At 47.8% G+C, this 13,257-nt stretch carries 11 protein-coding genes; 8 read left to right on the forward strand and 3 right to left on the reverse strand.

Annotation, left to right across the window (positions count from 1 at the left end; genetic code table 11):
* Nucleotides 1-51: 51 nt before the first annotated feature.
* On the reverse strand, nucleotides 52-1,392 hold the full coding sequence (locus QQL66_RS19560; protein WP_284383809.1) for a peptidylprolyl isomerase: 1,341 nt from the start codon (nucleotides 1,390-1,392) through the stop codon (nucleotides 52-54).
* Complete coding sequence (locus tag QQL66_RS19565) at nucleotides 1,382-3,880, reverse strand: LPS-assembly protein LptD (RefSeq protein WP_284383810.1); 2,499 nt, start codon at nucleotides 3,878-3,880, stop codon at nucleotides 1,382-1,384. Before QQL66_RS19565 ends, QQL66_RS19560 begins: the two co-directional genes overlap by 11 nt.
* A 300-nt stretch (nucleotides 3,881-4,180) precedes the next feature.
* Between QQL66_RS19565 and QQL66_RS19570 the strand changes: the two genes are divergently transcribed.
* Genes QQL66_RS19570 through djlA form a run of 3 tightly spaced genes read left to right on the forward strand, consistent with a single transcriptional unit; the run spans nucleotide 4,181 to nucleotide 6,819 of the window.
* Nucleotides 4,181-5,242 carry an aminoglycoside phosphotransferase family protein gene (locus tag QQL66_RS19570; protein ID WP_284383811.1) on the forward strand — a complete coding sequence of 354 codons (1,062 nt, stop codon included), beginning with the start codon at nucleotides 4,181-4,183 and terminating at the stop codon, nucleotides 5,240-5,242.
* 37 nt (nucleotides 5,243-5,279) lie between these two features.
* Nucleotides 5,280-6,023, forward strand: coding sequence for an N-acetylmuramate alpha-1-phosphate uridylyltransferase MurU (gene murU, locus QQL66_RS19575; RefSeq protein ID WP_284383812.1), 744 nt, complete (start codon nucleotides 5,280-5,282; stop codon nucleotides 6,021-6,023).
* Complete coding sequence (gene djlA / locus QQL66_RS19580) at nucleotides 6,016-6,819, forward strand: co-chaperone DjlA (RefSeq protein WP_284383814.1); 804 nt, start codon at nucleotides 6,016-6,018, stop codon at nucleotides 6,817-6,819. The genes murU and djlA overlap by 8 nt, the downstream gene beginning before the upstream one ends.
* Nucleotides 6,820-6,841: 22 nt before the next feature.
* Here the strand turns inward: djlA and QQL66_RS19585 are convergent, their stop codons facing one another.
* Nucleotides 6,842-8,080: a DUF3530 family protein gene (locus tag QQL66_RS19585; RefSeq protein ID WP_284383815.1), complete on the reverse strand. Its 1,239-nt coding sequence runs from the start codon at nucleotides 8,078-8,080 to the stop codon at nucleotides 6,842-6,844.
* A gap of 277 nt (nucleotides 8,081-8,357) precedes the next feature.
* On the opposite strand from QQL66_RS19585, the gene rpe reads away from it, so the two are divergent.
* The 5 genes from rpe to trpD all read left to right on the forward strand — a co-directional run bounded on the left by rpe (nucleotide 8,358) and on the right by trpD (nucleotide 13,239).
* Nucleotides 8,358-9,041: a ribulose-phosphate 3-epimerase gene (gene rpe / locus QQL66_RS19590; protein WP_284383816.1), complete on the forward strand. Its 684-nt coding sequence runs from the start codon at nucleotides 8,358-8,360 to the stop codon at nucleotides 9,039-9,041.
* Nucleotide 9,042: 1 nt separating this feature from the next.
* On the forward strand, nucleotides 9,043-9,768 hold the full coding sequence (locus tag QQL66_RS19595) for a phosphoglycolate phosphatase (protein WP_284383817.1): 726 nt from the start codon (nucleotides 9,043-9,045) through the stop codon (nucleotides 9,766-9,768).
* Between the two features lie 166 nt (nucleotides 9,769-9,934).
* A complete protein-coding gene (trpE, locus tag QQL66_RS19600) occupies nucleotides 9,935-11,428 on the forward strand; it encodes an anthranilate synthase component I (protein WP_284383818.1) in 1,494 nt (497 codons plus the stop codon).
* A gap of 103 nt (nucleotides 11,429-11,531) precedes the next feature.
* Nucleotides 11,532-12,119 (forward strand): anthranilate synthase component II, encoded by a 588-nt coding sequence (locus QQL66_RS19605; RefSeq protein ID WP_284383819.1) that lies wholly within the window; start codon nucleotides 11,532-11,534, stop codon nucleotides 12,117-12,119.
* 88 nt (nucleotides 12,120-12,207) lie between these two features.
* Complete coding sequence (trpD, locus tag QQL66_RS19610) at nucleotides 12,208-13,239, forward strand: anthranilate phosphoribosyltransferase (protein WP_284383820.1); 1,032 nt, start codon at nucleotides 12,208-12,210, stop codon at nucleotides 13,237-13,239.
* The last annotated feature ends 18 nt before the right edge of the window (nucleotides 13,240-13,257 follow it).

Consider the following 13,257-nt stretch of genomic DNA (forward strand, 5'->3'; position numbering starts at 1 on the left):
GTACTACTAAACGCGCTCTACGATGAAGAGCAAAAAGCGCTATGAAATCGGTTACAGCTTGAGATCAATGTAAGCTTCGTCTTTCAGTTCTTGAAGCCAGTTTTCTAATTCGTCCTGGAATTTACGCTTTCTGAGAAAGTTCTTGGCAATGGCTTTTTGATATTGCGACGCCATGTTTTCTTTCTTGCGTTCCAGTACTTGAAGAATGTGCCAGCCAAACTGACTTTCAAAGGGCTTGCTGATTTCATTGATGTCGGTGTTGTGCATGGTTCGTGCAAAACTTGGTACCAGCTCTTCACCACTCATCCAGCCCAAATCACCCCCGTTTACTGCCGAACCGGTATCGTCCGTATGAGTACGAGCCATAGCAGCAAAGTCGGCGCCGTCCATCAGTTGCTGATAAAGATCATCGGCGATTTGTTTGGCTTGGCTGGAGTCCCGGATCAAATTTGGTTTGATCAGAATGTGGCGGACATGGGTTTTGTCGATAATGAAATCGTCGCCACCGCGCTTGTCGACCAGCTTTAATACATGGAAACCAATGTCACTTTTGATGACATCACTGAGCTCACCTTTTTTCATGTCGGTGATGACTTCAGCAAACAAACTTGGAATGTTTTGGATTTTTGCCCAATCGATGGTGCCGGCACGATAGTCCGGGAAGCGTGCTGTTACTTTTTCAAAGTAATTGTCTGTTTGGCGCCAGAATTTGATGATTTCTCTGGCTTTCTGACGAGTGCTTGCAATGGCGTCCGGTGACGCGCTCGCAGATAGAGGCACGGTAATGTGAGCAATCTGGAATTCCGGTGCAATCTTCTCTTTGCCTTCTTCTGAAGCAAGGAACGCCGCTACTTCCTGATCAGTAATCTTAATACGACGATTTACCAGATTTTGACGAATCCGGCTGACGATCATTTCTCGTTTGATCTGAGCACGGGCACTGCTGTAGTTGGTGCCTTCGGATTCCAATGCCGCTTTAAATTGTTCAAGTGTCATGCCGCTTTTCTTGGCAATATTGGCCACCGATTGGTTCAACTCCTGGTCGCTGATTCGAATGCCTGCGCGTTGCGCCATTTGCAGCTGGAGCTCTTCAACAATCAGTTGGTCCATCACTTGTTGCGTTAATACGTGTTCCGGAGGCAGTGGTCGACCAGAATCCATAAACTGCATTTTAACGATGTCGATGCGCTCTTTGACTTCGCTTTCCATGATGATGTCGTTGTTGATTTGAGCCGCTACACGATCCAAGGGTTGCTTGGTTGCAAAGCTGGGTTCACTGATCAGCAGGCTGGAGCCAAGCAGTGCTGCTGAAAACATCAGAGAAGGAAACTTACGAGCCAGTCCTTTCGTGTTCAAACGTCGCGAAGATGTGTGAAATAACTTAGTAATCATAAATGGTCCGTTGGTTTATTCCTTCAATTAATTCTTGAAGCAGGTCTTCGGTAGAGCTGCCCGTGCCTGCCAAGCCTTTTAATTCAAACATAAAGAAGATGCCGCTATCGAATTCATCGCGCAAGCTGGTGGTGCCATTACGTTCTACGATTTCCCGGTCGCCCGTGTAGTAGTTTCGATAGACGACAGAGGCTCTCCAGCAGCAATTGTTGTATTCCACACCGTTGAGAATATCGGAGGTACGATCCAAAGACAGGTCGTATTCCCAGCGATGGAAGAGTGTCCAGAAAGGTGTGACCTGCCAGCCAGCAGAAAATTCCAAAAATTCTTCCCGTGTGAGTCTGTCGTCTTTCTTCTCATTGTAGCGAAGCGTAGCAACGTGATCCTGATCGAGTCGGTACAGTAATCCGTGACTGCTGCGCTCTGTTTGATTGAGGCGGTCACTCCATTCGAAGTCAAACTGATAGCTCCATTGTTTAAGCGGACTGTATCTAACTTCGCCCACGTAGTTGGACATATCGTAATCATTGTCGGTATTGGTTTTGACCTGATCGTGGTTATTGGTCAAATCGACCTTACGGTCTTTCAAGTAAAGAATGGTACCTGCTCGGGCGACTAAAGTCTGGCTGCCTTGGTCATCAACAAAGCGAGTAGTGACACCCATACTGATCTGAGAGGTGTCGCCTACGCGATCCCCGCCGGTAAAACGATTCGGCTTAAACAGTTGATTGAAGCTTAAATCGGCGTCTTTCGAGTCGAACACCGGGATGTCGCTTTGATCCTGATAAGGGATGTAAGCGTACATGATTTGCGGTTCAAGGGTCTGGGTAAAACTTTGGCCAAAGAGACTGGTTGGGCGTTCTAAAAATAATCCGCCGGTGATGTGTGCCGACGGTAATGTGTAGCTCGCTGAGCTGTCGAATACCCGGTCGTCATACCCTGATAATTGATACTGCCCGTTGTACAAAGTAACGCCCGGTGTCAGGTAAGCCCAAGATTTGCGAAGATCATAATCCAACGTCAATTCAGATACGCCACGCAGTGCAGAGCTGACAGTGCGTGATGCCTCAAAGCTGTTAAGGTCATCATCTGAACCGATTCGGTCAAAGTAAGAGGTCTGGATGAAGAGCGACGGCCGCCAGCCATCGAAGTCTGTCCACAGGCCGGAAATGGCTAAATCCGGCATCAGTTTGTACTGATCGGCATCCACTTCTTCCTCGTCGGTGATTTGATAACTGCGGAATTGGGTATTGATCGCCAGGTTGTCACCTGACCAACTGGCTCGGGCAATTTGATCTACCGTTCCGTCAGCAGAACGGCTCAACAGGCCGCCAAAGTCAGAGCGATAATCGTCGTCACTGACGCGGTTGAAGTCCACCTCGGTTTTCCAGTCGTTTACTTTGCCTAAATGATCAAAGTGCAGCGACCAGCGATCTTCTCCGGCAGGAACTCCTTGAGTCTGACGAATGTCTTCTTCCGGGTAATCGTCATCGTCGCCAAGATATCCACCACTGATACGGTTCATGCCCCATTGATTGAGGTAGCGGAATTCGGCTTCCAGCATTTCACCCCGGTTTTCAAAGAAACGAGGGGTGATGGTGGCATCGTAATTAGGTGCGATGTTCCAATAAAAGGGTGTAGAAATGGCATTCTCGCCCGATTTTACTTCGACCGATGGATAGAGGAAGCCGGTTTTACGGCGGTCATCCAACGGGAAGTTCATCCAAGGGAAATAGAAAACCGGCACATCGTGAATTTTTAGTTTGATGTGCGAGGCTTCCCCCCAACCTTCGGCAAAGTCCAGTTCGATGTCTTGGGCAGTGATTTTCCAGGCATTGCTTGATGGTTCACAGAAGGTGAGATCACCCTCATCGATATCCACTTGTTGGGTTTCGCCCATGAAATTGAAATTCATCTGATGAGATTGACCTCTCAGATGAGCATCGGCGACGGAAAACAGCGCATTATTAATTTGGCCGTTGTTTTCAGTCAGATCCACTTCCGCACTGTCACCCAACATGCGAACGCCTGAGTGACTGACCAGAACGTCACCAAATAAACTGGCCTGGTTGGCCTTTTTGTCATAGCAGGCCATGTTAGAGAAGCTTTGACTTTTTTGTTGGGTAATAACCACGTTACCGTCGAAGCGACTGGTCTCTGCCTGAGAGGAACCGCGTACATTGTCGGCTTCAATGCTGATCGGTGCTTGCGAGTCGTGAGTGATTTTTTGACCACTTTCGATATAGAAACCATCACATCGCGGCGATGCTTTGTCTTTTAAATGCTCTGGTAAATCTTCTTTCTTTACCCAGCCCAACTGATCGGCGTAATTTAGGATCTCTGAGTAATCTCTGGCCGGAATCGAAGCATCCAGTTTACAAAAGTCCGAAGTGTTTTCCGCCGCCAGGGCTGATTCTGAAAATACCGCGAAGGAGCCTGTAAGGCTCAACATCGTCAAGGCGGTTACTGGCAAAATACGTTTCAACATGTGTGTACTCTTTATGTATGAACTAACCATGTATGAACTAACAAACGGATGGTTGGTAAAAAAGGTGCCAGTAAAAGGGACGCGAATTAACGGCGTGCCAATATCAGAATCCAGCTCGGGAGCCGGTAGGCGGTAGGTTCGAATCTTCATATAAAGAGTGATAAGGTTAGATGATTACCAGCATTGACGTTTTTTAGGCCTGAGATTCTATACTGATTTAAGGCTGGCTCCAATTCATCGATCCGGTTATTTGAAAATAAAGTCGTATAAAGGTCTGCTCTAACAGGGAGAGGGTGTCGCATGTTAAGCCAAGCAGAGAAGCAATGGTTGGATGAAAGTCTGGCGTATTTGTCGGTGAAGGCGGTTAACCAAACAGAGCCTGCTATCGAAGCGATGACAGGGGACGCCAGTGCCCGACAGTATTATCGAATCAAAGTAGATGCACGAACCTTCCTGTTTTGTCGCAGTCTGGATACAGAAAGCAACGCCCGATTTCGATTGGTTGCTTCGGCGTTAGAAAAAGCTGGGGTGATGGCTCCGCTAGTGTTTGCCTTTGATGATGATCTGGGGGTTATGTTGCTGTCGGACTTGGGTAACACCCTGCTGGTTGATGTCTACCAAATGAATGCTCACGGTCAGCGTTATAGCATTATCCACCGAGTATTGAATGATTTGATTCGTTTAGCAAAGATGCCTGATGAGTATTTGATGGCATCGGATGACCCGGCGGTTCAGCTCAGCACCTACAACCAGGCTTTGCTGGATCGGGACTTTGGCTTATTTACTGAATGGTGTCTCGGTGAAGCATTAAACCTGTCACCAACTCAGCAAGAGCAGGCTATGCTTGGTGAGTTCGCGGCGCAGTTTCAGCGCAGTTTTACAGAGCAACCTCAAGTATGGGTGCATCGGGACTTTCATTGCCGGAATTTGATGTTGACCGATAACGACATCGGCGTGATTGATTTTCAGGATATGGTCAAAGGTCCTGTGTGTTATGACCTGATTTCGTTGGTCTATGATGCCTACTGGGATATTCCGGCGGATCAAAAACAGGCCATCGTCGAGGACTACCATAAATTGCTGACTTCGGAGCAGATGATTTCTGTGACGTTGTCTGACTTCCTACCTTGGGTGGCCGTGACCGCTATGCAGCGTTTGATCAAAGTTCTGGGGATTTTCTGTCGATTAAGTTTGAGAGACGGAAAAATGCAGTACCTGGCGGATTTGCCAATGGTCATGCAGCACCTGGATCACCTTCATGAAACGTATCCTGAGGTCTGGTCTGAGGCTTGGTTGTTCTTTTGGCAATCTCAAGTGAAGCCGGCATTAGCGACCTTTTTGCAGAGTCATCATGTAAAATAGCAAGCAGATTCAACAAACCATTACAGAGTACACAGTTATGACCCAGCCTTGTGTCGATTGCGTCGCCATGATTCTTGCTGCAGGTAAAGGGACGCGCATGAGGCCGTTAACCGATCATTGCCCCAAACCGTTGCTACCAGTGAATGGGCAGCCCCTGATTGAATGGCATCTTCAGAAACTCAAAGCCGCCGGGGTGACTCAGGTGGTGATCAATGCCTCGTATCTCGCACACCAAATTGAAGATTACATTGCCCAACGTAGTGCCGACGGTTTGAATATCCAAGTGATTAATGAAGGTGAAGAACCGTTGGAAACAGCGGGTGGTATTGCCAATGCCAAGGCGTTACTTGGGGCTAACCCCTTCATTCTTATTAATGGCGATGTCTGGGTGGATCTGGATTATCGTCATTTGGTAACGCGGGCTCAAACCGAAGAGGCGAGCGGTTGTCTGATTTTGGTCTCCAACCCGGAACACAATACTCGGGGCGATTTTGGTATTGGCCAATCCGGTCGGTTGGTTAATCTTTCTTGCGAACCTGATGCTACTTATACCTACAGCGGTCTTGCTGTGTTTGATAGCGCGTTGTTTGAATCCCTCTCTTCCGAGGCGGGGGCTTTAGGCCCTCATCTTCGACGTTGGGCGGATGATGGTCGTCTGTCTGCCGAGGTCTTTGATGGTTACTGGTTGGATGTTGGAACACCGGAACGTTTGGCTGAACTCGATGAAAAGTTGCTGAGTGACTCCGGCGGTATTCAGGCTGACGGATGTCGTCATGGCTAAGTGGTTAGCCTTATTTGTCGGCGGACTGATAGGTAATACCATTAATACTGCAGCCTTGGTGCTGCTTGCTCTGGCAGGGTATTTATTCGGCGTATGGTTGGAGCGTCGATCTGATCCTCTGTTACGCCATCGTAAGTATTTATCTAAAGATCAGGAAGCCTTTCAGCATCTGCTGCATTATTCCACGTTTATGATGATGGGCTATCTGGCGAAGGCCGATGGCCGTGTCAGCGAACAAGAAATCGCGGCGGCAGAACAAGTCTTTGATTCTTTTCAACTAGATGCCAATGGCCGTAAAGATGCCATTCGGTTGTTCAACGCAGGCAAACACCCTCAGTTTCAATTAGACAGTATCTTGCTGCCACTGGCGTCGGTGTCGAGGCGGCACAGAGCCTTAATGAAAGTGTTTTTGGAAATTCAGGCTCGGATGGTCATTGCGGATGGTGGTCGGGGGGACCAGATTCGGCGGCGACCTTTTATTATGATCGCTCAGCGCTTGGGATTTTCGGAACAAATGGCAAGCAGGATCTTGAGGCGGGTTAGTGCCCGTGCCCAAGCTCGGGCTGCTTCAAAACAATCCGTGATGACGATTTCAGACGCCTATGCGATGTTGGAAGTCCGCGAGCAATGTTCTGCTCAGGAGTTGAAACGGGCTTATCGTAAGGCCATGTCGGAACATCATCCCGACAAGTTGATGAGCGAAGGTGCGACGGAGCAAATGATTCAGGCCGCTACCGAGCAAACACAGTTGATTCAGGAAGCCTATCAAATCATTCAAGAAGCACGCGGTCGCTAAAGGGCGTACTTCTTACCAGTAATTATCGAATTGGTTGTTCTTCACCGGGCGCGTTTTGAGCTAACCAACCTCTCACCCGTTTCACAATGCGGTGGTGTTCTGTCCACGGATCATTGACAGGGCGTGTAAATAACTGTTGGAAGGAGGGCAGCTGTTTACGGCGGGCAATGTTAATGCGCTCTTTTGCCTGGCTCTTGGAAAGCTGGGTTTGCTGACTGATGATGTCCATGATCGGCAAGTTCCCAAACTCCCCGATTCGAGTATTGATGTAATTCTTGTCGCTCTCTGTTTTAGGCAGTTTGGGGTCGACCATTACCAAGGTGAACATTTCCTGGCTGCCAGAAGATTCGAGATAGCTTACGGCCCAGCTTGCGCCAATGCCTTGGCCGATCAGGACGATGTTCAGTTGACCCCGGTTGATCAGATCTTTAATGGCAGCGTCGATTCGCATCATCGTGATTTCTTGTGCAGTTGGGCCTTTGGGTTCTGCCGCTGTGTCGTTAGAGTCTGCTGTTCCATCTGACGCCGTATCAGCTGTTGCCTCATTATTTGCTGTGTCGTCGGTTGATTCGTCAGACGCTGTATCTGAAGAGTTTTCATCTTTGTTGGCGTCATCAGACGCGTTATCTGTTTCAGCCTCTTCATCGATGCTGTCTTCCATAGGAGGATTAAGAGTGAAATCCGCAGGATAGGCTGGCCACTTACGATCTGGTAGTGGTGTTATATCGGGTTCCGGGATAGCGATAGCCAGCGTATTCCAGCCATAATCTGGCAGGTACTTCCTAAGCGGTGCTACTAACTGATTATTATCCGGGTGTAATCCTTCGTCATGAAGAATGAGGACAGCCCCCAGCGGTTGTGGGGTGTTGTATTCCAAGAACAGACCGACGAATTCTTCATCACCTGCTTGGAGTTTTAATAACTCGCGTTCGTCAACTTCTTTCAGTAACAGGTCAATTTTCGTCTTGTCGGTGGATACTTTTGGCCGCTCTAAGTCGTGCCAGTCTTTCGTGGTGAGGGTCATTCTTTTCGGAGTATTTTCTCCGTCTTCGTTGTCCTGATCGGTTTCTTCTGTGGCCGCGTCATTGGTTTCAGCTGATGTTGGTTCAGAACTGCTGGAACCTGCAGGATCTTCCGCGTATACCTCAGGCGTGGCTATACAGAGACTGAATACGCTGATTAACAGACCGAGAGTGATGCTTCGAAAGTCAGGCATTGAACGACGTATCGATAAAAGTAGGGAAAGCGCTGATTGAGTCATAACGTTTTTTTGACAAAAATTAAAAATATAACAAAGCATACAAAAATCGAGCCGATTTAGGTGGTTTCGGTTTTTCCCTGGCTCTCAGGGAGTATTTCTTCCTTTTCAGTTTTTCAGATTACCCGTTATTGGATGTTCTTGTCAGAAATCTTTATTTGCTGGTGATTTAGTCATGATTTCGTTCATTATTTCGGCTGAAAGCTAAACTAGGCTAGGGTAGAATGCACAGCTTAGAGTATGAGGTCACCCTCAAAGCCAGAATCACCGAGGTTTTTCCATGAAGTCATTTAAGATCGCTCCTTCCATTTTATCTGCGGATTTCGCACGTTTGGGTCAAGACGTGGATGCTGTCCTTGAAGCTGGGGCGGATATTGTCCATTTCGATGTGATGGATAACCACTATGTTCCTAATCTGACCATCGGTCCTATGGTGTGTAAAGCGCTTCGAGACTATGGTGTAACGGCACCGATTGATGTGCATTTGATGGTGAAGCCTGTAGATCGCATCATTGGTGATTTCCTTGAAGCAGGTGCTTCTTACATTACTTTCCATCCGGAAGGCTCAGAGCACGTCGATCGTTCTTTACAACTTATTAAGAGTGCGGGCTGTAAGGCCGGTTTAGTGTTTAACCCAGCAACGCCTCTGCATCACATGGATTATGTGATGGATAAACTCGACATGGTGTTGTTGATGTCTGTGAACCCTGGTTTTGGTGGTCAGAAGTTCATTCCAGGAACGTTGGATAAGCTTCGTGAAGCGCGCGCTAAAATCGATGCCTCTGGTTTGGATATCCGTCTGGAAATTGATGGCGGTGTGAACACTCAGAATATTCGTGAGATAGCAGAAGCGGGTGCAGATACCTTCGTTGCAGGATCTGCCATCTTTGGTGCGGACGATTATAAATCCGTGATCGATATCATGCGTGCAGAATTGGCGAAAGCCGGAACAAAAGAAGCATAAGATGACAAGCGTATTAAACGACCTTCCAACGCGCTTACCTAGCGCAATTTTGTTTGATCTTGATGGCACTCTGCTCGACAGTGCAGCTGATCTGACCTATGCCATAGGCGAAATGTTGGAGTCTCTAGGTCACCCAAAAGTCGGGATTGAGAAAATCGTTACTTGGGTGGGGAATGGCCTGCAAAAGTTGATTGAACGCGCCTTGGTGGATGCCAAGCTGAGTTTGTCTGAAATGTCGGAAATCTATCTGAAAGCGAAAGAAGTGTTCGATCGCGCATACAATGAAGCTTGTGAAACCCCGAGTGGTTTGTATCCTGGTGTGCGCGAGCTGTTGAGCTATTGTAATGAGTTAGAGATCCCCATTGCATTAATTACCAATAAGCCGGAACACTATACGCATATGTTGTTGAACGGCTTAAATTTGGCCTCTTATTTCGGTGTCATTATTGGCGGCGATACCTTGGCGGAGAAAAAACCGTCGGCATTGCCTTTATTGCATGCGGCTAAAACTCTCAAAGTAGACATTTCTGAATGTTGGATGGTTGGTGATTCGGCCTCTGATGTTGAGGCCGCAAAAGCCGCTGGCTGTCCGGTCGTTGGATTAACCTACGGTTATAATCATGGACGCCCGATTTCAGTGGAGTCGCCGGATTGGCTGTGTGATTCACTAAAAGAGTTGCAAGACAGGTTAGTAAACCTTTACTCTCAGTCTTCTGCACTCGTTTAACCCTTTACCCGTCTTGATTGTCAGATTGACTTTGATGATCCCAAGACGTTCCCAATCTCAACCGATTGGGAATTAGCACTGTTAGAACTAATACAGATTTAGGATTCCTAACAGTAAGAACAACATCGCAAATTTGCACTAATTGAAACCCATAATTGAGTAGATAATGGACAAGCAAGAATTCTTAGCGTTTGCCCAAGAGGGCTATAATCGGGTTCCTGTGTATCGTGAGATCACAGCCGATTTCGATACTCCGCTGTCAACTTATCTTAAGTTGGCTGAAGGAGCTTACTCTTACCTCTTTGAATCAGTTCAAGGCGGTGAGAAGTGGGGACGCTATTCCATCATTGGCTTGCCTTCAAAAACATTACTCAAGGTTTCAGGCCCGAACATTGAAATCATCGAACAAGGGCAGGTGACAGAATCCTTCACCAAAGAAGATCCTCTGGAATTTGTAGAAGAGTTTCGTGAGCGCTATAAGGTGCCAGAGCTTGATGCGTTGCCACGGTTCCACGGTGGCTTGGTTGGCTACTTCGGTTACGACACGGTGCGCTTTATTGAAAAGCGCTTGAAAGATTCCGTGCCAGAAGACGACTTGAATACGCCGGACATCCTATTAATGGTGTCTGACGAGCTGGTGGTGTTTGATAACCTGAAAGGCAAGTTGCAGTTAATCGTTCATGCGGACCCTGCAAACAGCGATGCATTTGAACAAGCGCAAGCTCGTTTGGATGAGTTGACGGATAAGCTTCGTAAGCCGTTACCGGCGAAAATCCGTAATCGCTTGTCGGCGGAGAATGCACCGGGTACGGACATTGAAGAGAGCGATTTTAAACCACGTTTTGAACAAGACGACTTTATGGCGTCGGTCGAGAAGATTAAAGAATACATTCTTGCTGGGGATGTAATGCAAACGGTGATCGCGCAACGGATGTCGATTCCGTTCGAAGCAGAACCGATGAATCTGTACCGCGCACTGCGTTGTCTGAATCCTTCTCCTTATATGTATTTTCTGAATTTAGGTGACTTCCATATTGTGGGCTCGTCTCCTGAAATTCTGGCTCGGGTTGACCATGGTGAAGTGACGGTACGTCCGATCGCGGGCACGCGTCGTCGTGGTCATACCGAGGAAGAAGATTTAGCGCTAGAACAAGAGTTACTCGACGATCCTAAAGAGATTGCCGAGCACTTGATGTTGATCGACTTGGGTCGTAACGATGCCGGTCGTATTGCTGAAATCGGCACCGTCAAAGTGACCGACCAGATGGTGGTTGAGCGTTATTCTCATGTGATGCACATAGTGTCGAATGTGACTGGCCAGCTGAAAGACGGCATGAGTGCGATGGATGTCCTTCGTGCGACCTTACCGGCGGGTACCTTAAGTGGTGCACCAAAAATTCGTGCAATGGAAATCATTGATGAATTGGAGCCTGTGAAGCGTGGCATTTATGGTGGTGCGGTGGGATATGTGTCATGGCAGGACAACATGGATACCGCCATTGCGATTCGTACTGCAGTGATCAAAGACAAGACCTTATACATCCAGGCGGGTGCCGGTGTAGTGGCTGATTCTGTTCCTCGTCTTGAATGGAAAGAGACCATGAATAAAGGTCGAGCGGTATTTAAAGCGGTTGAAATGGCCACCAAAGGCCTCGTATAGAATTGGGTTTAACAGCGCCGTTTTTAAATGGCGCTGTTTTGGCGATGTTGGGCGTATTTGGCAATGTTGAGCATCGATACAGAATTTAAGGCAGGACATTCTCATGCTAGTCATGATTGATAATTACGACTCCTTCACCTACAACGTGGTTCAGTACTTAGGTGAACTTGGCGCAGACGTACGCGTATTTCGTAACGACGAAATCACCATCGAAGAAATTGAAGCCATGAAACCGGATCACTTGGTGATCTCACCGGGGCCATGTACACCGAACGAAGCAGGCATTTCAGTAGAAGCCATCAAGCACTTTGCCGGCAAACTACCGATTCTTGGAATTTGTCTTGGTCACCAAAGTATTGGCCAAGCGTTTGGCGGTGACATCATTCGCGCTGGTGAAGTAATGCACGGTAAGACCTCGCCGATACGTCATTTGGACAGTGGTGTCTTTGAAGGTTTGGAGCAAGACTTCAATGCTACGCGTTATCATTCGTTGGTGATTGATAAGCACACCATTCCGGATTGCCTGGAAATTACTGCATGGACTGAAAACCCGGATGGCAGTATGGATGAAATCATGGGCGTGCGTCATAAGACGCTGTCGATTGAAGGCGTTCAGTTCCACCCAGAGTCGATTTTGACTCAACATGGACATGACATGCTTAGAAATTTCTTGAAGCGAACCAAACACTAAAACGCACCAAACAAATTAGTCATCGAGAAAGAAGTCTGAAAAAGAAGGCCGGATTAAGGCTAGAGTAGGCTCGGTAAAAGGGAAAGACATGGACATTCAACAAGCATTATCCAAAGTTGTAGATCGAATTGATTTATCCACCGACGAAATGCAGTCGGTGATGACCCAGGTAATGACTGGTGAGGCAACGCCTGCGCAAATTGGTGCGTTGTTGATGGGGCTTCGTATGAAAGGCGAAACCATCGAAGAAATTACCGGAGCAGCGAAGGTAATGCGTCAATTGGCGTCTGGTGTCAAAGTGACAGGTGATCATGTGGTCGATACCTGTGGAACCGGCGGTGACGGTGCCAACCTGTTCAACGTGTCTACGGCGTCTGCGTTTGTTGTGGCCGCGTCAGGTGGTACGGTGGCGAAGCATGGTAATCGCAGTGTTTCCAGTAAAACCGGCAGTGCGGACTTACTTGAAGCGGCTGGTGTGAATCTACAATTGGATTCAGAACAAGTGGCTCGGGCGGTGGAAGAAATTGGTGTAGGTTTCATGTTTGCTCCGGCTCATCACGGTGCCATGAAGCATGCGATTGGCCCGCGTAAAGAGATGGCGATGCGTACTATCTTTAATATGCTTGGCCCGCTAACCAATCCGGCCGGTGTTAAGAATCAGGTCATTGGTGTCTTCAATAAAGCCTTGTGTCGCCCGTTGGCCGAGGTTCTTAAGAACCTGGGCAGTGAGCATGTATTAGTTGTTCATTCCGATGATGGCCTGGATGAAATTTCTGTGGCCAGCAAAACCTTTGTGGCTGAGTTGAACAACGGTGAAATCACTGAATATGAAATTACGCCAGAGGATTGCGGTGTCGAAAGCCAGACTCTGATTGGTTTGAGTGTGAATTCAGCCCAAGAGAGTCTGGATTTGATTAATGACGCATTAGGTAAGCGTGAAACGGAAGCGGGCCAAAAGGCGGCTGATATCATTGCACTTAATGCGGGCGCTGCTATTTATGCAGCCGGGTTAGCAGTCAACCTTAAAAATGGCGTTGAAATGGCACAAGACGCTATATACAGCGGTCTGGCCAAAGAGAAAATGATTGAACTGGCAAGCTTTACTTCTGCGTTAGCTTAGTTGTTGACGAGCTCAGTC

Origin of the sequence: Litoribrevibacter albus, from assembly GCF_030159995.1 — a bacterium.
Lineage (GTDB): Bacteria > Pseudomonadota > Gammaproteobacteria > Pseudomonadales > Litoribrevibacteraceae > Litoribrevibacter > Litoribrevibacter albus.